The sequence below is a fragment of the Cupriavidus sp. 94F1 genome (assembly GCF_057798875.1).
Genome location: NZ_JBYOJT010000004.1, coordinates 123,138 through 142,626 on the forward strand (window position 1 = coordinate 123,138; position 19,489 = coordinate 142,626).

The window sequence follows — 19,489 nt, forward strand, 5'->3', positions numbered from 1 at the left end:
ATGCCAATTTTCTATTGGATGGTTATGTTCGGGACGCCCACAATCCGTCCCAGAGCGGGTTGGCATCGACGCCGGTCCGCGACCTAAAACAAGATTGGAGACATCCCCCATGACGCAAGGTCTTCCCGCCAGCCTTTCGCGCCGCCGGCTACTGCTGGGCAGCGCCGCCACCGCCGCCGTTGCCGCCACCGGCACGGCCAGCCTGCTTGTGCCGCGCATGGCACGCGCCGCGGCAGAATATCCCGACCGGCCCATCACGTTCATCTGCCCCTGGCCGGTGGGCGGCACGGCCGACCAGTCGATGCGGGCCCTGTGCCAGGTGGCGTCGGGGATTCTCAAGCAGTCGATCGTGGTGGAAAACCGCGCCGGCGCATCGGGCATGATCGGGACCAAGGCGCTGGCCCGCGCCACCCCCGATGGCTACACCATTGGCCAGATCCCGATTTCGGTCACGCGCTTCTCGCAGCTGGGCATGCTGCAGCTGGACCCGCGCACCGAACTGACCTACCTGGCACGCACCTCTGGCCAGACCTTCGGCATCGCCGTGCCGGCCGGCTCGCGCTTCAAGACGCTGGCCGATGTGGTGGCCGAGGCCAAGGCGCACCCGGGAAAGCTCACCTACGCACATGCCGGCATCGGCGGCGCCACGCACGTCGGCATGGAGCAGTTCGCACTGGCCGCGGGCGTGAAATTCAACGCCATCGCCTACAAGGGCGGCTCGCAGGCCCTGCAGGACGTCCTGGCCAACCAGGTGGACCTGCTGGCCGATTCCAGTTCGTGGGCGCCGCATGTGGAAGCCGGCAAGCTGCGCCTGCTGGCCACCTGGGGCGAGCAGCGCACGCCGCGTTTCAAGGACACGCCCACGCTCAAGGAACTGGGCTACAACGTCGTCGTGGAAGCCCCCAACGGCATCGGCGCGCCCAAGGGCCTGCCGCCCGACATCGAAAAGAAGCTGCGCGATGCGTTCCGCGCCGCCGTGGCCAGCGCCGAATTCAAGACCGTGGCCGCCCGCATCGACGCGCCGATCATGTATCTGGACGGCCCCGACTACAAGAAGTACGTGGCCGAGGTCTACGGCCAGGAAACGCAGCTGATCCAGCGCCTGAAACTCAAGGAAATGCTCGCCCAGAGCTAACCCGCCCCAATCCTGTCAATCGTGACCCTGAACCCCGTCATCCGCCTGCACGCCAACGACAACGTCCTGATCGCCCGCGCCGACCTGACGCTGGGCCAGCACCTGGAGGATCTGGACGTGCGCGTGCGCGCCCAGGTGCCCGCCGGCCACAAGATCGCCGCCCGTGCGATTGCACGCGGCGAGCAGGTCAAGAAGTACGATACCGTGATCGGCGTGGCCGACCGCGACATTGCCGCCGGCGAGCACGTGCACAGCCATAACCTGCGGCTCGTGGACGACTACCGCGATCCCGCGTTCTGTGCCGATGTGCGCCCCGTGGCCTACGTGCCGGAACGCGAACGCGCGACGTTCATGGGCTATGTGCGGCCGGACGGGCGCGTGGGCACGCGCAATTTCGTCGGCATCCTGTCGTCGGTGAACTGCTCGGCCACGGTCATCAAGCACATCGCCGCGCATTTCACCAAGGAGCGGCTGGCCGCCTATCCCAATGTCGATGGGGTGGTGGCATTCGCGCAGAGCAGTGGCTGCGGCATGTCATCGCCAAGCGAGCACTTCGACCTCCTGCGCCGCACCATCGCCGGCTATGCGCGGCATCCGAACCTGGCCGGCGTGCTGATCGTCGGCCTGGGCTGCGAGCGCAACCAGGTGGCTTCGCTGGTGGAATCGCAAGGGCTGGTCCGCGGCGAGAACCTGCACACGCTGGTGATGCAGGACACGGGCGGCACGCGCGCCACGATCGAGGCGGGTATCCGCGCCATCGAGGCCATGCTGCCGGCCGCCAATGCCTTCCGGCGCCAGCCAGTGAGCGCCAGCCATATCAAGATCGGCCTCGAATGCGGCGGCTCGGACGGCTTCTCGGGCATCACGGCCAACCCGGCGCTGGGTGCGGCCATGGATATCCTGGTGCGCCACGGCGGCACCGCAATCCTGTCGGAAACCCCGGAAATCCACGGCGTGGAGTTCATGCTCACGCGCCGGGCGGTGACGCCCGAGGTAGGCAAGAAGCTGCTCGATCGCCTGGCCTGGTGGGAACGCTACACCGCCGGACACAACGCCCAGTTCAACGGCGTGGTGGGGCACGGCAACCAGCAGGGTGGCCTGGCCAACATCTTCGAGAAATCGCTGGGCTCGGCCATGAAGGGCGGCACCACGCCGCTGCAGGCCGTGTACGAGTACGCCGAGCCGATCGACCGCGCCGGATTGGTCTTCATGGATTCCCCCGGCTACGACCCGGTGGCCGCCACCGGCCAGATCGCCAGCGGCGCCAACCTGATCTGCTTCACCACCGGCCGCGGCTCGATGTTCGGCTCGAAGCCCGCCCCGACCATCAAGCTGGCCTCGAATTCGCCGATGTTCCGCCGCCTGGAGGAAGACATGGACATCAACTGCGGCCTGGTGCTCGATGGCGAACTCAGCGTGGCGCAGATGGGCGAACGGATCTTCGAACACATCCTGCGCGCCGCATCCGGCGAACCCACCAAGAGCGAGCTGCTTGGGCTGGGCGATCACGAATTCGTGCCCTGGCACGTGGGGATCGTGAGCTAGGCCCCTCGCATATCAGACGCTTCCAACATCCGACCCCGCCATCGCATGCTGACCACCCTCACCGACCCCACCCTGCTTCGTAGCCAGAACTTTATCGACCAGCAATGGTGCGACAGCCGCGCCCGCCTGGAAGTGACCGACCCGGCCACGGGCGCAGTGATCGCCGACGTGCCCGACAGCGATGCCGCCGACGCCCGGCGCGCCGCCGACGCCGCCGCGGCGGCCTTCCCGGCCTGGAGCCGCCGCACCGCCCGCGACCGTGCCCAGATCATCAAACGCTGGCACGCGCTGATCCTGGCCAACGAGCAGGACCTGGCCCGCATCATCTCCGCCGAGCAGGGCAAGCCCATGCACGAGAGCGTGGGCGAAGTGCGCTACGGGGCGTCGTACGTGGAATGGTTCGCCGAGGAAGCCACGCGCATCTGCGGCGACGTGGTGGCCGAGGCCGTGCCGGGCCGCAAGATGATCGTGCTCAAGGAGCCGGTGGGCGTGGTAGCCGCCATCACGCCATGGAACTTCCCGCTGGCGATGATCGCCCGCAAGATCGCGCCCGCGCTGGCCGCCGGCTGCACCGTGGTGGCCAAACCCGCCGAAGACACCCCGCTGACCGCGCTGGCGCTGGTCCGCCTGGCGGAACGCGCGGGCCTGCCGCAAGGCGTGTTGAACATCGTCACCGCATCGCGCGGCAACACCCCCGCCGTGGTCGATGCCTGGCTGGCCGATGCGCGCGTGCGCAAGATCACGTTCACGGGCTCCACGCCGGTGGGCAAGCACCTGGCCCGCGAGTCGGCCGGCACGCTCAAGAAGCTGTCGCTGGAGCTCGGCGGCAACGCCCCGTTCATCGTATTCGACGATGCCGACCTCGATGCGGCCGTGGAGGGCCTGATGGCCGCCAAGTTCCGCAACGGCGGCCAGACCTGCGTGTGCCCGAACCGCGTGTACGTGCAGGCCGGCGTCCACGACGCCTTCGTCAGCAAGCTGGCCGCCCGCGTGGGTGCGCTGCACGTGGGCCCGGCTACCGACCCCGCCGCGCAGATCGGTCCGATGATCAACGCCCGCGCCGTCGACAAGATCGACCGCCATGTGCGCGATGCCGTGGACCAGGGCGCCCGCGTGGTGGTGGGCGGCGAGCGCGTGCGCACCGCCGACGGCCCGCATTACTACGCCCCCACCGTGCTGGCCGGCGCCACGCCCGCGATGGCGCTGGCGCACGAGGAAACCTTCGGGCCCGTGGCGCCTGTGTTCCGCTTTACCAGCGAGGATGAAGTGATCCGCGACGCCAACGACACGCCGTTCGGGCTGGCCGCCTACTTCTATTCCAACGACGTGCGGCGCATCTGGCGCGTGGCGCAGGCGCTCGAAACCGGCATCGTGGGCATCAACGAAGGCGCGCTGGCGTCCGAGGCGGCGCCGTTCGGCGGCGTGAAGGAATCGGGCTACGGCCGCGAAGGATCGCGCCACGGGCTTGACGATTACATGCATACCAAGTATCTGTGCCAGGGCCAGTTGCACTGACAACGCCCATCGAACCCCGTTCGACACCCGCACCGACAGGAGACACCCCATGCCCGCCCATAACCCGTTCAAGGCCGCGCTGGCCGCCCGCCAGGCCCAGATCGGCCTCTGGATGTCCGCCGCCACCCCCTACGTCGCCGAAATCAGCGCCACGGCCGGCTTCGACTGGCTGCTGGTGGACGGCGAACACGCGCCCAACGACGTGCGCACCATCCTGCAGACGCTGCAGGCACTGGCCCCGTACCGCTCGCAGCCCGTGGTGCGCGCCGTGTCGGGTGAGACCGCACTGATCAAGCAGCTGCTGGACATCGGCGCCCGTACGCTGCTGATTCCGATGGTGGACACCGCCGAACAGGCCGCCGCACTGGTGCGCGCCACGCGCTACCCGCCGTTCGGCGTGCGTGGCGTGGGCAGCGCCGTGGCGCGCGTGTCGCAATGGAGCGCCCGCAAGGACTACCTGGCCGTGGCCGATGATGAGGTCTGCCTGCTGGTGCAGGCCGAGACCGTGACCGCCATGCAGAATCTGGAAGCGATCTGCGCGGTCGATGGCGTGGATGGTGTCTTCATCGGCCCGGCCGACCTGGCCGCGTCGATGGGTCATCGCGGCAACCCGGGCCACCCCGAGGTGCAGGCCCAGATCGAGACGGCCATGCGCACGATCATCGCCAGCGGCAAGGCCGCCGGCACGCTGACGTCAGACAATGCGCTGGCGCGTCGTTACCTGGAACTGGGCTGCACCTTCGTGGCCACCGGCGTCGACGTGCTGGTCTACGCCAACGCGGCGCGCAGGCTCGCCGCCGAATTCCTGCCGGAGCGCGCCCAACAGGTGTCCGCGCCCGGCGCCGCCTACTGAGTATCCAGGATGTCCCCGCTGCCTTCCCAAGCCCTGCCCTCTCAAGCCCTGCAAGCCGACCTGCTGCAGGCCATGCTGGCCATCGTCGGCCCCAACGGCTGCCTGACCGCCGACGCCGACACCGAGCCGTACGTGACCGACTACCGCCGCATCTATCGCGGCAAGTCACCGCTGGTGGTCATGCCCGCCACCACCGAACAGGTCAGCCGCGTGATGGCCTGGTGCCATGAGCACGACGTGCCCGTCGTCCCGCAGGGCGGCAACACGTCACTGATGGGCGGCGCCGTGCCCGACGACAGCGGCACGGCCGTGGTCATCAGCCTGAAGAAGATGAACCGCGTGCTGGCCATCGACACCGTCAACGACACGATGACCGTGGAAGCCGGCGTGACGCTGTCCGGCGCACGCGCCGCGGCCGACGATGCCCGCCGCCTGTTTCCGCTGCGCATCGGCTCGGAGGGCTCGTGCCAGATCGGCGGCAACCTGTCGACCAACGCAGGCGGCACGGCCGTGCTGCGCTACGGCAACATGCGCGATCTGGTGCTGGGCATCGAGGTGGTGCTGCCCGACGGGCGCATCTTTTCGTCGCTCAAGGGCCTGCGCAAGGACAACACCGGCTACGACCTCAAGCACCTGTTCATCGGCGCCGAAGGCACGCTCGGCATCATCACCGGCGCGGTGCTGAAGCTGATGCCGCAGCCGCGCTCCACCGCCGTGGCGTTCGTGGCCGTGGACGGCCCGGAGGCTGCCGTCAAGCTGCTGGGCGAGGCCCGCGCGCTGTCGGGCGGCGCGGTCACGGCCTTCGAACTGATCTCGGCCCCGGCGCTGGACCTGGTGCTCGAATACCTGGGCGACGTGCCGTCGCCGCTGCCGGGGCGTCATGACTGGATGGTGCTGATCGAACTGACATCGGGCACCGACGAGGAAACCCTCGGCGGCACGCTGATGGAAATCCTGGAATCGGGCCTCGGCAATGGCTGGGTCGTGGATGCCGCCGTGGCGTCGAGCCTGGCCGACGTGCAGCAGTTCTGGCGCATCCGCGAGGAAATCTCGGACGCCCAGACGCGCACCGGCGGCAGCATCAAGTGCGATATCTCGGTGCCGGTGTCGCGCATCGCGCAGTTCATCGACAAGGCGTCGGCCGAGGTGCTGGCGCTCGAGCCGGCCACCCGCATGGTGATCTACGGCCATATGGGCGACGGCAACGTCCACTTCAACCCGCTGCGCCCGAAAGACCGCGATGCCAGGGACTTCCTGGCGCAGTGGTACAAGCCCGTGTCGGATCTGGTCGATGGTCTGGCCCACGCCGAGAACGGCTCGATCTCGGCCGAGCACGGCATCGGCGTGGCCAAGCGCGACGACCTGGGCCGCTACAAGTCGCAGGTGGAGCTGGAGCTGATGTGGCAGGTCAAGCGCGCGCTCGATCCGAAGAACCTGTTGAACCCGGGGCGGGTGCTGCCACCGATCGCTGGGCCCGCTGACTGAGCCAGACCCCGCCGAGCACCAGCACCATGCCCGCGATCTGCGCCGTGCTCAGCGTCTGGCCCAGCACGATCCAGCCGATCAGCACCGCCGTGAGCGGGCTCAGGAACCCCAGCGTTGCCACGGCGCCGGGGCCCAGCCGCGCGATGCCCCGGAACCACAGCACGTAGGTCAGCGCCGCGCCGATCACCGTCAGCCACGCCATGCCCAGCGCGTTGGCCAGCGTGGGCGTGGGCAGCGGCGGCTCCAGCCATAGCGCGAACGGCACCAGCAGGATGCCGCCCGCCGTCAGTTGCCAGGCCGTAAATGTCAGCGCCGGCACCGGCGGCTGCCAGCGGCGCGTGAGCACGGTGCCTAGCGCCATCGACACTGCGCCAGCCAGTCCGGCCGCCACGCCCACCGCATCGAGCGTGGCCTTCGGGGTCAGCACCAGCAACGCCACGCCCGCCAGCCCGGCCAGCGCCGCGGCAATCGCGCCCACCCGGATCGCCGATCCCAGCAACACACGCGACAGCGCGATCACGATCAGTGGCTGGATGGCACCGAGCGTGGCCGCCACGCCGCCGGGCAGCCGGTAGGCCGAGACGAATAGCATGGCCCAGAAGAACGAGAAATTGAGCGCGCCCAGCACCAGCAGCCTGGCCCACCAGCTGCGCGCCGGAAACTGCCGCCCCAGCAACCAGAGCAAAATACCCGCCGGCAGCGCACGCAGCGTGGCAACCGTCAGCGGATAGCCGGCCGGCAGCCAGTTGGTGGTCACCAGGTACGTGGTGCCCCAGATGGCGGGCGCCAGCGCGGTCAGCAACAGGTCTGTCGAACGGCGTGTGGCCATGGAGATTCCCTTTGGGACCAGTGCAGGTGGAGGAACACGATGAATGTGCGCACATTACAGCACTGCACCGTCCGACGGAAGCCGACGGATATGGAACACAGCATTTACCGCCCGTCATGAATCGGGGCCACCATGCAAAAAGCGGGGCCGCAGCCCCGCTTTACGGTGATCGGGCGCCGCCAGTGGCTGGCGGCCCCTGCCTCGCGCCGGATCAGGCCCTAGCGCGGGTTCTTCTTCATGTCTTCCTTGGTATCGCCATAGCTGGCCTGCGTGCGGCCGGCCACCTGCTGGGCCTTGCCCTTCATTTCGGTGGAAGTCTTGCCGGTTACCTTGCCGGCCAGTTCCTTTGCCTTGCCCTTGGCCTCGTTCATGCGGCCCTTCACCTGGTCCTTGTTCATGATCGCACTCTCCTGATGGGTCGGTTCGTAGGGCGTCCGGCGTCCGCGCGCTGGCCCGGCTGGCGGGCGCTGCGGCAGGCAACGGCGCTACTGGACAGTGTAGAAAGGGCACGGGAGCTGTCGTGTAGGACATAGCCGCAACAGGATGTCGGACGGTGCCAATGCGGTTCTCCCGGCGCCGGTGCGGCTCGCCCTTGCACACGCCGCGTCGGCGCCGACAATTGGAGCCGGGCCTGCGCATGCATCGCACCTGATGCCGCCTGACGTCATGCCATATGCCTCACTCTCACTTAATCCGCCATTCATCGAATGACGATACGCTTGCAGCACTCCGCCTTCCACCCGCCTTGCCCCCGCCCCGCCCTATGGACGGCCACCTGCATATCCAAGACCTGACCGGCCACGGCCGCGGCCCTTATACGTTCGATGTGACGGGCGGCAAATGCACGGTGCTGTCGGGCCCGTCGGGCAGCGGCAAGAGCCTGCTGCTGCGCATGATTGCCGACCTCGATCCCAGCAACGGCAGCGTACGCATCGGCACCACGCCGCGCGAGGCGCTGAGCGGGCCGGCCTGGCGACGCGAGGTGATCTATGTGGCGGCGGAATCGGGCTGGTGGGCCGACGACGTGCGTAGCCATTTCGACGACCTCGGCCCGGCCGACATCGCCGATACGACCCGTGGCTCCGGAACACCCGGCACCGCCGATACCCGGCTCGCGCGCCTGGCGCGCCGGCTCTGCCTGCGCGACGACATCCTGGCCGCGCGCGTCAGCCATCTGTCCACCGGAGAGCGGCAGCGGCTGGCGCTGCTGCGGGCCATCGTCCGCCGCCCCCGCTTCCTGCTGCTCGACGAGCCCACCTCGGCGCTGGATCACGACACCACACTGGCCGTGGAAGCCGTGCTGCGCGAAGTCATGGCCGAGGGCGTCGGATTGCTGGTCGTTTCCCACAACACCGAACAGGCAGCGCGCCTGCAGCACGCGCACTGGCGTCTGTGCCCGTCCGGACTGGAGCCCCTGCACCCATGAACCCGATCCTGCTGACAACGGGCGATCTGACGCTGGCCAGCCTGCTGATCGTGGCCGGCGCGGCGCTGTCGCTGGCCATGTCGCTGGGCATCCATCGCGCCCTGCTCTGGGCCGCGGCCCGCATGGTGGTGCAACTGATGCTGGTAGGCCTGGTACTGCGCGCGGTCTTTGCGCTGTCGTCGCCATGGCTCACGCTGCTGGTGGTGACGGCGATGATCTTCGCCGCGGCGCGTGAATCCGGCAGCCGGCTGGAGCGCCGCTTCGCGCCGCGCTGGCAGATGTCGATCGGGCTGGCGTCGGTCAGCGCCCCCACGCTGGTCATCACGGTGCTGGCACTGCTCACCGCCCTGCGCCCCACACCGTGGTACGACGCACGCCACGCGATTCCGCTGGCCGGCATCATCCTGGGTAACGCCATGAACGCGGCCAGCCTGACGCTGCACGCCACGCTCAACGCCGCCTGGCACCAGCGCCAGGCCATCGAGGCCAGGCTGGCTCTGGGAGACGACCGCCATGCCGCCTTGCGTCCGATCCTGCGGCAGGCGGTGCGCGGCGGACTGCTGCCGACGATCAATACGATGGCGGCAGCGGGCATCATCACGCTGCCGGGCATCATGACCGGCCAGATCCTGGCCGGCATGGACGCAATGGACGCCGCACGCTATCAGATCCTGCTGATGTTCCTGCTGGCCGGCGGCAGCCTGCTGGCCGTGGTGGTAGCTGGCTGGCTGGCCGTATGGCGCCTGACCGACGAGCGCCACCGCCTGCGCCTGGACCGTCTGCACGCGGCCTGAACCGCCACCCCAACTGCAACAGCCCTGACACCATTGACATGGCACTTCGTAGAACTGCCATGTAGTGACGCATTTCCGTGCAACAGTCTCATCTCGAATGAGAAAAATCTCATTCAGAGTGACGAAGAAGCGAGCCAAATCAAAGCCGAAAAATTCATGCCTTCCGATCATTGCGGATTCCTTCCCAACCTGGAGAACAAGGCATGAAACTGAAACTGGCAGCGGCTGCTGCAATCACGATGTTTGCCGCCGGCGCTCAGGCGCAGTCGAGCGTCACCCTGTATGGCGTGGCCGACGTCGGCGTGGAATACCTGAACCGCACCGCCGGCGACCACAGCAACGTGCGCATGCAGTCCGGCAACGGCATCACCACCGGCTCCTGGTGGGGCATGCGCGGCACGGAAGACCTGGGCGGCGGTCTCAAGGGCGTGTTTGTGCTGGAGAGCGGCTTCAACCTGGACACCGGCACATCGGCCAGTAGCCGTCTCTTCAACCGGCAGGCATTCGTGGGCCTGCAGGGCCGGTTCGGGGCCCTGATGCTGGGCCGCCAGCAGACGCCGATCTACGACTTCACGCTGGCGTTCGACCCGATGGCCGCCACCTCGCAATACTCGATCGTCAATCTGGACCCGTTCATGGCCAGCCGGGCCGACAACGCCATCCAGTACAAGGGCACGTTCGGCGGCCTGACGGCGGCGGCGCTCTACAGCTTCGGCTATGACAACAGCGCCCCGTTGGGCTTCGGCAGCGGCGAGGTGCCGGGCAACTACAAGAAGGGCCGCGAGTACGCCGCCAGCCTGCGCTACACGAGGGGCCCGCTCGACGTCGGCCTGGTGTACGACCTGCGCCAGCCCGACACCGATATCAAGGACCAGCGCGCGTCCGTGGCCGGCAGCTATGCCTTCGGCCCGGCCAAGGTCTTTGCTGGCTATCGGTGGGAAAACCTGAGCGGCGCGGGCGCGGCCTTCAAGCACAGCAACATCTACTGGATGGGACTGGGCTACCAGGCCACACCGGCACTGATGCTGAAGGGCGCGGTGTACTACAACGACTATGCCGAGACCAGCGCCGACCCGGTCGTCTTCGTCGCCACGGCCGACTACGCGTTCTCCAAGCGCACCAGCGCCTACCTGGACCTGGGCTACGCGTGGAACCGCACCAGCAAGGGCGTTGCGTCGCGCGCCAGCCTGAGCGCGGACAACATCCGGGCAGGCGACAGCCAGTTCGGCGCGATGGTGGGGGTACGCCACCGCTTCTGACCCCGCCGCAAGACACTTTCCGATTTGCCCGGCCGCGCGCCGGGCTTTTTTATGTCGGCTTGATCGAAAAACCGCCCGCGGACGTGCCGGCAACTCAGCGCCGGCCACCTGCCAGCTTCCGCGCATCGGGATGCCCGCGCAGTCGCCACATCGCCACGCAGCCAAGTGCCGGACCGATGGCCAGCATGCCGAAGCCGGCTCGCCAGCCCAGCCATTCGACCACATCGGGCACGAGGTGGATGCTGGCCAGCGTCAGCAGGAAGCCGGCGCATGTCTGCGCCGTCAGCAGCGTGCCGATCGATGACGGTTCGGCCAGTTCGGTCACGCTGGCCGAGAACTGGGCGGAATCGGCGATGACCGACACGCCCCAGACCAGCGCCACCGTCACCAGCACCGCCATCGGAGCCGTATCGAGCCAGCCCATCAGCGCCGCGCAGCTTGCGCTGATGGCCATGGCCCCGATGGTGACGGCCGTGCGGCCCACGCGGTCGGCCAGCCATCCGCCCGCCCAGGCACCCAGCGCGCCAACGGCAATCGCAGCGAAGGTCAGCAGTTCCGCCCGCCCCCGCGCATCGGCCATGCCGCGTGCGGCAAACGTCTGCTGCAGGAACAGCGCCAGCCACGCCCACATCGCGTAAAGCTCCCACATATGGCCCAGATAGCCCAGGTTGGCCAGGCGCACTGCGGGCTGGCGCCAGGCCTGCGCGATCTTGGTCGGGTCGATGCGTGCGGCCTTCCGGAGATTGGGGCCGATCGCCGCCATGCCAATCAGCAGCGCCGCGCCGGCCGCGCAGGCCGCCGCCACGGCGTAGATCGTGCGCCAGTCGGGGCCGCCGCCCGCAGCGGGCGTCAGCCACGCGGCCACCAGATGCGGGCTGGCCGACCCGAGCGTCAGCGCCCCCACCAGCAACCCGATCAGCAGGCCCAGGTCAGCGCGCGCCCAGGTTGCCGCCAGCCGCATGCCCACCGGATAGACCCCGGCCATGCACATGCCGGTGATAAAACGCAACGCCACCACCGCGCCGCCCGTGGGCGCGATGAACGCGAGCATGCCCGTGGCCAGCGCCGCCACCAGGGCCGAGCCGGCGAACAGCCGGCGCAGGTCGTAGCGGTCCGGCAAGGACAGCAGCGCCGACATCAGCGTACCGGCGACAAAGCCGAACTGCACGGCACTGGTCAGCAGCGCCTCGTCGAACGCCGAAATGGCCTCGGTGCGCTGGATCAGCGCCACGGCGGTGCTGGCAGAGAACCACACGCCCATCGCCGCCACTTCGGCCAGCAGCAGGATGGCGATCGAGAACAGCTTGCCGCGCTGGCGCTGCCGCACCGGCGCGGCCGCCGAAGTGGGTGCTGTCATCTCAGACGGCCGCCGGGTGTGCGACGGTGCCCACGGGATGGAAGTCGCGCCCGAAGTAGATCAGGCCCGCCTGGCCGCTGGCGCTTTGCGCGGCCTTGACGGCGCAGAAGAACACCGTATGCGTGCCCACTTCGGTTACCGACGTGATCTCGCAATCGAGCGCGCTGATGGCGCCATGCAGCACCGGCGCGCCCGTGGCCAGTTGCCGCCACTCGGCGCAGGCAAACCGCTCGTCCAGCGACAGGTCCCTGTCGGCGAAGCGCATGGCCACGTCGCGCTGCCCGGCGGCCAGCACATTCACGCAGAGCCGGCCGTTCTGGCGGATGGCGGCGTTGTTGCGGCTGGAGCGGTTGATGCAGACCAGCACGGTGGGCGGATCATCGGTAACCGGACAGACGGCGGACGCCGTGCAGCCGGCCAGGCCGGCCACGCCGTCCGTGGTGATCACGTTGACGGCGGCACCCAGGCCCGCCATCGCGTCGCGAAACGTTGTCTTGTCTACCATGATGCGTCTGTCTATACCGGATTGGCGCCGGTTCCGCGATATTGCGCCGCCGCGTGGGTGGCTGGCAAGCGGGCCGTGCCGAACAGCTTGTCGCGATAGGTGCCCGGCTGGTACGCGGTCTTGTAGGCGCCGCGCTCCTGCAGCAGCGGCACCACCAGGTCGATCACGTCCTCGAAGCACTCCGGCACCACCGTGCGCGACAGGTTGAAGCCGTCCACGCCGGTCTCCTCGCTCCAGGCCATCAGCAGGTCTGCCACATGGTCGGCCGCGCCCACCCACGGCGGCTGGCGGCTGCCCAGCACCATCTGTTCCAGCAGCTTGCGGCGCGTCCATTGCGGGCCCGCACTGCGCGTCATGGCTTCCACGTTCGACACGATGGCCTGGCTCTTGCCCGTATCGATCGGCTCGTCCAGGTCGTAGCGCGAGAAGTCGATACCCAGCGACGCCGCCGCGTGCACCAGCGCGGCCTCGGAACTGACGTAGCGACGGTATTCCTCGAACTTGTCGCGCGCCTCGGCGTCGGTGCGCCCGACCACCAGCGTGGCACCCAGAAACACCTTCACGTCGTCGGCCTGCCGGCCCAGCTGCACGGCCTGCGCGCGGATGTCGTCGACGATTTCCTTCACGCCCTCCTTCTTCTGCCCGTTCACGAACACGCACTCGGCGTGCGTGGCGGCAAAGCGGCGGCCCCGCGTCGACGACCCGGCCTGGTACAGCACCGGCGTGCGCTGCGGCGACGGCGCGCACAGGTGCATCGCATCCACCTTGTACTGCGGGCCGCGATGATGGATCACGCGCACTTTTTCGGGATCGGCATAGACCCCGGCCGTGCGGTCGGCCACCACGGCGCCGTCGTCCCAACTGCCTTCCCAGAGCTTGTAGACCAGCGCCATGTACTCGTCAGCCAGGTCGTAGCGGTCGTCGTGGGCCACCTGGCCATCGATGCCGATGGCCCGCGCCGCGCTGTCCAGATAGCCCGTGACGATGTTCCAGCCGATGCGCCCGCCGGTCAGGTGATCCAGCGTGGACATGCGGCGCGCAAACAGGAACGGCTGCTCGTAGGTCAGGTTGGCGGTCACGCCAAAGCCCAGGTGCCGGGTCACGGCCGCCATGGCCGGTATCACCAGCGTCGGGTCGTTGACCGGCACCTGCACCGCGCCGCGCAATGCGGCGTCGGGGCTGGCGCCATAGACGTCGTAGACGCCCACCACGTCGGCAAAGAAGATGCCGTCGAACAGGCCGCGCTCCAGCGTCTTCGCGTAGTCGATCCAGTACTGAAGTTCGGCGTATCGGTGCGACTGGTCGCGCGGGTGGGTCCACAGGCCCTGCTGGATGTGGCCCACACAGTGCATGTCGAAAGCGTTCAGGCGGATTTCACGGGGCATGGGGCGGCTCAGAAGGGGAAAGGGGCAGGTCTGGTCTTCATCCACTATAGTGGACAAATGAGCATCATCGTGAGGATTTCAGCCAGAGGGTTAACCCGCGCCATGCAACGCCGCTTCTATAATCGGACCACCTTCCCAGCGCCTTCGCCACCATGAGCCGCCTGCCCGACGACCCCACCACCGCCATTTCCGCCCGCGTGCGCATCGAGCGCGAGTCGCGCGGCTGGTCGCTGGCGGAGCTGGCGGACCGCTCCGGGGTGTCCAAGGCGATGATCAGCAAGATCGAACGTGGTGAGGCCAGCCCCACGGCTACCGTGCTGGGACGCCTGTCAGGCGCGTTCGGGCTGCAACTGTCGATGCTGCTGGCGCTGGCCGAGCAGGCTGGCGAACGCCTCAGCCGCGCCGCCGAACAGCCGGTGTGGCAGGACCCGGAAACGGGCTACACGCGCCGTGCGGTATCGCCGCGCAATGGCGGCATGCTTGAACTGGTGGAGGTGACGCTGCCCGGCCACGCGCGGGTATCGTACCCATCGTCGGCCTTCACGTTCCAGCATCAGCAGATCTGGGTGCTCGATGGCACGCTGGTCTTCGAGGAAGGCGAGCTGGCGCACACGCTCGGCGCCGGCGACTGCCTGCAGCTGGGGCCGCCCGCGCCCTGCACGTTCATCAATCCCGGCCCGGACGCCTGCGTCTACGTGGTGGCGCTGGTGCGCCGCTGATCAGGGCTGGTCGGCGTCGATCCACACGCGCGTCGACGCCCCCGCGCGCGTCAGCCGCATCTGGTAGGTATAGCGTTCGGGGTGGTAGAGCCCGACCAGGAACTGCACCGGGCGGCCGTTCGCGTCGGATGCCACGCGCGACACGCGCAGCAACGGCACGCCGGGCGCGATGCGGAAGATGCGGGCCACGTCCAGGTCGGCCACGGCGGCACCCAGCGTCTGCTCGGCCGAGACCACTTCGACGCCGTGCTGCGCCAGCGCCACCAGCATCGGCGTGTCCTGCAGCGTATGGCGGTCCAGCGCCGCCGCCAGATCGTCGGGCACGAACACTTCGGTATAGGAAATGGGCTGCGCCTTGAACTTGCGCACCCGCACCACCTTGAGCACGGGTGCGCCAGGCGGCAAGTCCAGTGCGGCGCTGACGGCGACGGGCGCCGCCATGCGCTTCCATTCCAGCACCTGCACGCGCGTACGCATGCTGACGCTGACGATGTTGTCGAGCAGGCCGCCTCGCACGGTCTGCACGGCGGTCCCGGCCTGCGGCACGTTGCGCGCGGTCGGCACCGTGCCCTTGCCGCGCAACCGTATCACCAGGCCTTCTTCTTGCAATCGCGCCAGGGCCGACCGCACGGTCACGCGCGCCACGCCGAACTCCTCGGCCAGCTGGCGTTCGCCGGGCAGCGGCAGGCCGGCTGCGTAGTGGCCGCCGCGAATGCGCTCGCGCAGGATCAGGCGAACCTGCTGGAAACGCGGCAGCGAGGTCAGCGGGGCGTGGGCATCGAGCATCGGGCGGGAGGCGGCAATCAGGCAGGTGGGCCGGGAACTGCGGGCGATGCCGCCACGGTACGCGTGCCGCCCCGGTCAGGCAAGCACGCGTCGCATCGGGTTATTCGTACTGCTTGCCCAGCGCCAGCATTTCCGGCGTGCCGATGACGTCATTGAGCGCCTGGAACGACAGCATCCTGTCCAGGTACGGCGTGGTGGTGCCGTTGGCGTGGAGGCTGGCCAGGTAGTCGCGCAACGCAAAACTCAGCGCGCGCACGGTGCCGCCCGGGAAGATCACGATGCGGAAGCCGATGGCCTCCAGTTCGGCGGCCGGCAGCACGGGCGTCTTGCCGCCTTCCACCATGTTGGCCAGCAGCGGCGCGCGCCCGCCCAGGCGGGCGATCGCTGCCGTCATGTCCTCGCGGCTGCGCAGGGCCTCCACGAAAAGCACATCGGCGCCGGCTTCGGCGTACTGCTCGGCGCGCGCCAGTGCGGCGTCCATGCCCTCCACGGCAACCGCGTCGGTGCGCGCGATGATCAGCGTATTGCCGTCGCGCCGCGCATCGCAGGCGGCGCGGATCTTGCCGGCCATTTCCGCGGCGCTGACCACGGTCTTGCCATCCAGATGACCGCAACGCTTGGGCATCGACTGGTCTTCGAACTGGATGGCGGTGGCGCCAGCACGTTCCAGCACGCGCACCGTCTGCATCACGTTCAGCGCATTGCCGAAACCGGTGTCGGCGTCCACGATCAGCGGCAGCGTGGGGCAACGTTCGCGGATATTGCGCGTGACCGATGCCACGTCATCCAGCGACAGGAAGCCGATATCGGGCCGCCCCAGCCGCGTGTAGGCGATGCTGGCGCCGGACAGGTAGGCGGCCTGGAAGCCGGCCTGTTCGACCAGCAGGGCCGAAAACGGGTCGTAGACGCCCGGTGCGGTCACGATGCCGGTGCCCTGCAGGCGTTGCTTCAGCGTCATTGCAGTCATTGCACTCCCTCTTTGACCGAAAGTTGGCCCGACGCGATCCGGCGCGCCAGGTGCGGGACCAGTCCGCCATCGCGGATCATGGCCACCAGATGCGGGGGCACCGGCTCGCACTGCAGCGCCGGCGCGTCGTCAATATAGACCTGGGCCGTGTCGATCTCGCATCCCGCGCGCTGGCCGGGCGTCACCGGCGGCAGCGCCGGGCAGGTCAACAACGGCAGCCCGAGGTTGAATCCATTGCGGTAGAACAGGCCGGCGAACGAGGGGGCCACCACCGCCACCACGCCCAGGTGGCGCAATACCTCGACCGCCTGCTCGCGCGACGATCCCGCGCCAAAGTTGCGCCCGCCAAAGACGATGTCGCCGGGGCGCACCTGTGCCGCGAACGACGGGTCCACGGCTTCCAGGCAATGGCGCGCAATCTCTTCGATGCCAAACTTCATGTAGGCGCCCGGCGCCAGGAAATCGGTATTGATATCGTCACCGAACACCCAGGCCCGGCCGGAAAATCGACTCATGCCAGCACCTCCCGTGGATCGGCAATGCGGCCGGCAATGGCCGAAGCGGCCACCGTGTACGGCGAGCCGAGGTAGACCTGCGATGATGCCGCGCCCATGCGGCCCTTGAAATTGCGGGCCGTGGCGCTGATCACCACGCTGTCTTCGCCAAACCGGTGCTCGCCATAGCCCGCGCAGGCGCCACAGGCGTTGGGCAGCAGCTCGGCGCCGGCATCGGTCAGCACGGCCAGCGTGCCTTCCTGCGCGGCGCGCTGCTGGTCGGCGGCACTGGCGGGCGCCACCAGCAGCCGCGTGCCCCGTGCCACGCGCCTGCCGCGCAGCACCTGTGCCGCCATGCGCAGGTCGTCCAGCTTGGCGCCGGTGCAGGCACCGATATAGGCGATGTCGATGCCCACGCTGCCGAACGTGCCCACGTCGTCGGCGTTGGCCGGCGTGTGCGGCCGCGACACCTGCGGCGCCAGCGTCGCGGCATCGAAGTCATGCACCGCCAGGCAGGCCGCGTCGGCGTCCGACTGCCAGCCGTCGATATCGATGGCATCGGCCGGCGCACCGGCGGCCAGCAGCCAGTCGCGCGTGGTTGCGTCGGGGGCGATGAGCCCCACCTGCCCGCCCAGTTCGGCGGTCATGTTCGACAGCGTCATGCGATCCTGCATCGACAGCGCCGACACGGCGTCGCCGGTGTACTCCACGGCCTGGTACTGGCCGCCGTCCATGCCGAAGCGCGTGCACATGCGCAGCATCATGTCCTTGGCCGAGACCCCGGCGCCCAGGCGGCCATGCCAGCGCATGCGGATGGTCTGCGGCACGCGCACCCAGATCTCGCCGGTCACCAGCACGCCCAGCATCTCGGTGGCGCCGATGCCGAACATGTAGGCACCGAACGCGCCGCCGGTGGACGAATGGCTGTCGCCGCCCACCGCGAACATGCCCGGGCGCAGATAGCCCTTCTGCGGCACCACCACGTGGCAGATGCCCTCCATGTCATGGAAGCGCGCCACGCCTTCGTCGCGCGCCCAGTCGCGCGCGATCTGCACGATCCTGCGGCTGTCGGCGTCATGCGCGGGCACGTAGTGGTCGGTGACCAGCACCACCTTGTCCGGATCCCACACCTTCGCGCCGAGCTTTTCGAGCATCGGCTTCACGCGGCGCGGGCCGCTGGAGTCATGCATCATCGCCAGATCCACGCGACACGTGACAATCTCGCCGGGCGCCACGTCGGCCCGGCCCGCGGCCCTGGCCAACAGCTTCTGCGCCAATGTCTGGCCCGTCATTGCTATTCCTTACTCGACTTTGGTACCGGACGCCTGGATCACCTTGGCCCAGTGCTGGATGTCGCTGCGCACGAACGCGCCGAACGCCTGCGGCGTCATGCTGACGGCCGTGGCGGCTTCGGTCTCCATGCGTTGCTTGTAGGCCGGGTCTTCGACGGCCACCTTCACCGCGCGATAGAGCTGGTCCGTGACGGCCGGCGGCAGCTGGGCCGGGCCGAACAGGCCAAACCACGCCGACGACTCGAAGCCCTTCACGGTCTGGCCGATGGGCGGCACACCCGGGAACTGCGGCAGTGCATCCCGGCTGCTGACGCCCAGGAACTTCAGCGTGCCCGACTTCAGGTGCGGCAGCACGTTCACGGTGCTGGCGAACATCAGGTCCACGGTGTTGTTGCCCAGTACATCGGTCAGCGCCGGGTTGGTCCCCTTGTACGGGATGTTCACGATGTCGGTGCCGGTGGCCAGCTTGAACTGCGCGCTGGCCAGATGCAGCGACGAGCCCTGCGCGCCAATCGCAAACGTGAGCTTGCCGGGGTGCTTCTTCGCGTAGGCGATCAGCCCTGCCGTGTTGTCGAACGGCACGCCCTTGCGGGCCACCAGCACGCTGGGCACGCGCGCCACCATCGTGATCGGCGTGAAGTCCTTGACCGGATCGAACGGCAGGTTCTTGTAGAGCGACGCGTTGATGGTATGGCCGGTAAAGCTCATCAGCAGCGTGCTGCCGTCCGGTGTGGCGCGCGCCACATATTGCGCGGCGATATTGCCGCCAGCGCCGGGCCGGTTGTCCACCACCACCGTCCGGTGCAGCGTGTCGCCCAGCGAGCGGGCAATCAGGCGCGCCAGTGCGTCGGTGGTGCCGCCTGCCGGGCTGCCCACCACGATCGTGATGGGCTTGTCCTGTGCCGCCGCGCGCTGGACCGGGGCCAATATCGCAAACAAGGCCAGCGTCGCGCCGGCCAACAGCTTTCTTCGACTGATCAACATCCGTGTCTCCGCCTCTGTGTACTTCCTGTGGGGTTCAGGCGGACTCTATGCCCCATGGCCCGGTCACTCAATGGAACCAGCTGGTCCTATCCACGGGACCAGTCAGCGCAATGGATGTACAGACATTGTCGGCCCCGCATGGCAGGCATCCATGTGCAC

The 19,489-nt window shown here is 68.5% G+C and carries 19 protein-coding genes; 9 read left to right on the forward strand and 10 right to left on the reverse strand.

Annotated elements, in window-relative coordinates:
- Positions 1–109 precede the first annotated feature (109 nt).
- The 5 genes from AC3FJ6_RS11445 to AC3FJ6_RS11465 all read left to right on the forward strand — a co-directional run bounded on the left by AC3FJ6_RS11445 (position 110) and on the right by AC3FJ6_RS11465 (position 6,533).
- The gene (locus AC3FJ6_RS11445; protein WP_488771961.1) at positions 110–1,135 is read left to right on the forward strand and encodes a tripartite tricarboxylate transporter substrate binding protein; all 1,026 of its coding nucleotides are present in this window, start codon (positions 110–112) and stop codon (positions 1,133–1,135) included.
- Positions 1,136–1,156: 21 nt separating this feature from the next.
- Complete coding sequence (locus tag AC3FJ6_RS11450; RefSeq protein ID WP_488771962.1) at positions 1,157–2,680, forward strand: UxaA family hydrolase; 1,524 nt, start codon at positions 1,157–1,159, stop codon at positions 2,678–2,680.
- Between the two features lie 45 nt (positions 2,681–2,725).
- Positions 2,726–4,195 carry an NAD-dependent succinate-semialdehyde dehydrogenase gene (locus AC3FJ6_RS11455; RefSeq protein ID WP_488771963.1) on the forward strand — a complete coding sequence of 490 codons (1,470 nt, stop codon included), beginning with the start codon at positions 2,726–2,728 and terminating at the stop codon, positions 4,193–4,195.
- 49 nt (positions 4,196–4,244) lie between these two features.
- Complete coding sequence (hpaI, locus tag AC3FJ6_RS11460; RefSeq protein ID WP_488771964.1) at positions 4,245–5,048, forward strand: 4-hydroxy-2-oxoheptanedioate aldolase; 804 nt, start codon at positions 4,245–4,247, stop codon at positions 5,046–5,048.
- A gap of 72 nt (positions 5,049–5,120) precedes the next feature.
- Positions 5,121–6,533: an FAD-binding oxidoreductase gene (locus AC3FJ6_RS11465; RefSeq protein ID WP_488772364.1), complete on the forward strand. Its 1,413-nt coding sequence runs from the start codon at positions 5,121–5,123 to the stop codon at positions 6,531–6,533.
- Here the strand turns inward: AC3FJ6_RS11465 and AC3FJ6_RS11470 are convergent.
- A complete protein-coding gene (locus tag AC3FJ6_RS11470) occupies positions 6,457–7,362 on the reverse strand; it encodes an EamA family transporter (protein WP_488771965.1) in 906 nt (301 codons plus the stop codon). The two genes, AC3FJ6_RS11465 and AC3FJ6_RS11470, sit on opposite strands and share 77 nt — an antisense overlap.
- Before the next feature lie 218 nt (positions 7,363–7,580).
- Entirely contained in the window at positions 7,581–7,760 is a 180-nt protein-coding gene (locus AC3FJ6_RS11475) for a CsbD family protein (protein WP_092598271.1), read from the reverse strand.
- A gap of 365 nt (positions 7,761–8,125) precedes the next feature.
- Here AC3FJ6_RS11475 and AC3FJ6_RS11480 point away from each other — a divergent pair, with 365 nt between their 5' ends.
- The 3 genes from AC3FJ6_RS11480 (at position 8,126) to AC3FJ6_RS11490 (ending at position 10,841) form a co-directional block, all read left to right on the forward strand.
- Positions 8,126–8,788, forward strand: coding sequence for an ABC transporter ATP-binding protein (locus AC3FJ6_RS11480; protein ID WP_488771966.1), 663 nt, complete (start codon positions 8,126–8,128; stop codon positions 8,786–8,788).
- Complete coding sequence (locus AC3FJ6_RS11485) at positions 8,785–9,582, forward strand: ABC transporter permease (RefSeq protein WP_488771967.1); 798 nt, start codon at positions 8,785–8,787, stop codon at positions 9,580–9,582. The genes AC3FJ6_RS11480 and AC3FJ6_RS11485 overlap by 4 nt, the downstream gene beginning before the upstream one ends.
- A gap of 203 nt (positions 9,583–9,785) precedes the next feature.
- Positions 9,786–10,841, forward strand: a complete 1,056-nt coding sequence (locus tag AC3FJ6_RS11490) for a porin (RefSeq protein ID WP_488771969.1) — start codon at positions 9,786–9,788, stop codon at positions 10,839–10,841.
- A gap of 94 nt (positions 10,842–10,935) precedes the next feature.
- On the opposite strand, the gene AC3FJ6_RS11495 is transcribed toward AC3FJ6_RS11490, so the two are convergent.
- Genes AC3FJ6_RS11495 through AC3FJ6_RS11505 form a run of 3 tightly spaced genes read right to left on the reverse strand, consistent with a single transcriptional unit; the run spans position 10,936 to position 14,088 of the window.
- Positions 10,936–12,198: an MFS transporter gene (locus AC3FJ6_RS11495; protein ID WP_488771970.1), complete on the reverse strand. Its 1,263-nt coding sequence runs from the start codon at positions 12,196–12,198 to the stop codon at positions 10,936–10,938.
- A gap of 1 nt (position 12,199) precedes the next feature.
- A complete protein-coding gene (locus AC3FJ6_RS11500; RefSeq protein ID WP_488771971.1) occupies positions 12,200–12,703 on the reverse strand; it encodes a flavin reductase in 504 nt (167 codons plus the stop codon).
- Between the two features lie 11 nt (positions 12,704–12,714).
- The gene (locus AC3FJ6_RS11505; protein WP_488771972.1) at positions 12,715–14,088 is read right to left on the reverse strand and encodes an LLM class flavin-dependent oxidoreductase; all 1,374 of its coding nucleotides are present in this window, start codon (positions 14,086–14,088) and stop codon (positions 12,715–12,717) included.
- Between the two features lie 152 nt (positions 14,089–14,240).
- Between AC3FJ6_RS11505 and AC3FJ6_RS11510 the strand changes: the two genes are divergently transcribed.
- Positions 14,241–14,807 carry a helix-turn-helix domain-containing protein gene (locus AC3FJ6_RS11510; RefSeq protein ID WP_488771973.1) on the forward strand — a complete coding sequence of 189 codons (567 nt, stop codon included), beginning with the start codon at positions 14,241–14,243 and terminating at the stop codon, positions 14,805–14,807.
- Here AC3FJ6_RS11510 and AC3FJ6_RS11515 read toward each other — a convergent pair whose 3' ends face one another.
- From AC3FJ6_RS11515 to AC3FJ6_RS11535, 5 genes are all read right to left on the reverse strand, one after another.
- Positions 14,808–15,593 carry a GntR family transcriptional regulator gene (locus AC3FJ6_RS11515; protein ID WP_488771974.1) on the reverse strand — a complete coding sequence of 262 codons (786 nt, stop codon included), beginning with the start codon at positions 15,591–15,593 and terminating at the stop codon, positions 14,808–14,810.
- A gap of 100 nt (positions 15,594–15,693) precedes the next feature.
- Positions 15,694–16,551 (reverse strand): isocitrate lyase/PEP mutase family protein, encoded by an 858-nt coding sequence (locus AC3FJ6_RS11520; RefSeq protein WP_488772365.1) that lies wholly within the window; start codon positions 16,549–16,551, stop codon positions 15,694–15,696.
- Positions 16,552–16,556: 5 nt separating this feature from the next.
- Complete coding sequence (locus tag AC3FJ6_RS11525) at positions 16,557–17,075, reverse strand: LeuD/DmdB family oxidoreductase small subunit (protein WP_488771975.1); 519 nt, start codon at positions 17,073–17,075, stop codon at positions 16,557–16,559.
- The gene (locus AC3FJ6_RS11530) at positions 17,072–18,346 is read right to left on the reverse strand and encodes a 3-isopropylmalate dehydratase large subunit (RefSeq protein ID WP_488771976.1); all 1,275 of its coding nucleotides are present in this window, start codon (positions 18,344–18,346) and stop codon (positions 17,072–17,074) included. Before AC3FJ6_RS11530 ends, AC3FJ6_RS11525 begins: the two co-directional genes overlap by 4 nt.
- Positions 18,347–18,355: 9 nt before the next feature.
- A complete protein-coding gene (locus AC3FJ6_RS11535; protein ID WP_488771978.1) occupies positions 18,356–19,330 on the reverse strand; it encodes a Bug family tripartite tricarboxylate transporter substrate binding protein in 975 nt (324 codons plus the stop codon).
- Positions 19,331–19,489 lie beyond the last annotated feature (159 nt).

Excerpts from the sequence above, each read along its gene's own strand:
- AC3FJ6_RS11500 (WP_488771971.1), bottom strand. The coding sequence starts at position 12,703 with ATGGTAGACAAGACAACGTTTCGCGACGCGATGGCGGGCCTGGGTGCC.
- AC3FJ6_RS11470 (WP_488771965.1), bottom strand. The coding sequence starts at position 7,362 with ATGGCCACACGCCGTTCGACAGACCTGTTGCTGACCGCGCTGGCGCCC.
- AC3FJ6_RS11520 (WP_488772365.1), bottom strand. The coding sequence starts at position 16,551 with ATGACGCTGAAGCAACGCCTGCAGGGCACCGGCATCGTGACCGCACCG.
- AC3FJ6_RS11445 (WP_488771961.1), top strand. The coding sequence starts at position 110 with ATGACGCAAGGTCTTCCCGCCAGCCTTTCGCGCCGCCGGCTACTGCTG.
- AC3FJ6_RS11475 (WP_092598271.1), bottom strand. The coding sequence starts at position 7,760 with ATGAACAAGGACCAGGTGAAGGGCCGCATGAACGAGGCCAAGGGCAAG.
- AC3FJ6_RS11505 (WP_488771972.1), bottom strand. The coding sequence starts at position 14,088 with ATGCCCCGTGAAATCCGCCTGAACGCTTTCGACATGCACTGTGTGGGC.
- AC3FJ6_RS11480 (WP_488771966.1), top strand. The coding sequence starts at position 8,126 with ATGGACGGCCACCTGCATATCCAAGACCTGACCGGCCACGGCCGCGGC.
- AC3FJ6_RS11525 (WP_488771975.1), bottom strand. The coding sequence starts at position 17,075 with ATGAGTCGATTTTCCGGCCGGGCCTGGGTGTTCGGTGACGATATCAAT.
- AC3FJ6_RS11465 (WP_488772364.1), top strand. The coding sequence starts at position 5,121 with ATGCTGGCCATCGTCGGCCCCAACGGCTGCCTGACCGCCGACGCCGAC.
- AC3FJ6_RS11485 (WP_488771967.1), top strand. The coding sequence starts at position 8,785 with ATGAACCCGATCCTGCTGACAACGGGCGATCTGACGCTGGCCAGCCTG.
- hpaI (WP_488771964.1), top strand. The coding sequence starts at position 4,245 with ATGCCCGCCCATAACCCGTTCAAGGCCGCGCTGGCCGCCCGCCAGGCC.
- AC3FJ6_RS11490 (WP_488771969.1), top strand. The coding sequence starts at position 9,786 with ATGAAACTGAAACTGGCAGCGGCTGCTGCAATCACGATGTTTGCCGCC.
- AC3FJ6_RS11535 (WP_488771978.1), bottom strand. The coding sequence starts at position 19,330 with ATGTTGATCAGTCGAAGAAAGCTGTTGGCCGGCGCGACGCTGGCCTTG.
- AC3FJ6_RS11510 (WP_488771973.1), top strand. The coding sequence starts at position 14,241 with ATGAGCCGCCTGCCCGACGACCCCACCACCGCCATTTCCGCCCGCGTG.
- AC3FJ6_RS11495 (WP_488771970.1), bottom strand. The coding sequence starts at position 12,198 with ATGACAGCACCCACTTCGGCGGCCGCGCCGGTGCGGCAGCGCCAGCGC.
- AC3FJ6_RS11455 (WP_488771963.1), top strand. The coding sequence starts at position 2,726 with ATGCTGACCACCCTCACCGACCCCACCCTGCTTCGTAGCCAGAACTTT.
- AC3FJ6_RS11515 (WP_488771974.1), bottom strand. The coding sequence starts at position 15,593 with ATGCTCGATGCCCACGCCCCGCTGACCTCGCTGCCGCGTTTCCAGCAG.
- AC3FJ6_RS11530 (WP_488771976.1), bottom strand. The coding sequence starts at position 18,346 with ATGACGGGCCAGACATTGGCGCAGAAGCTGTTGGCCAGGGCCGCGGGC.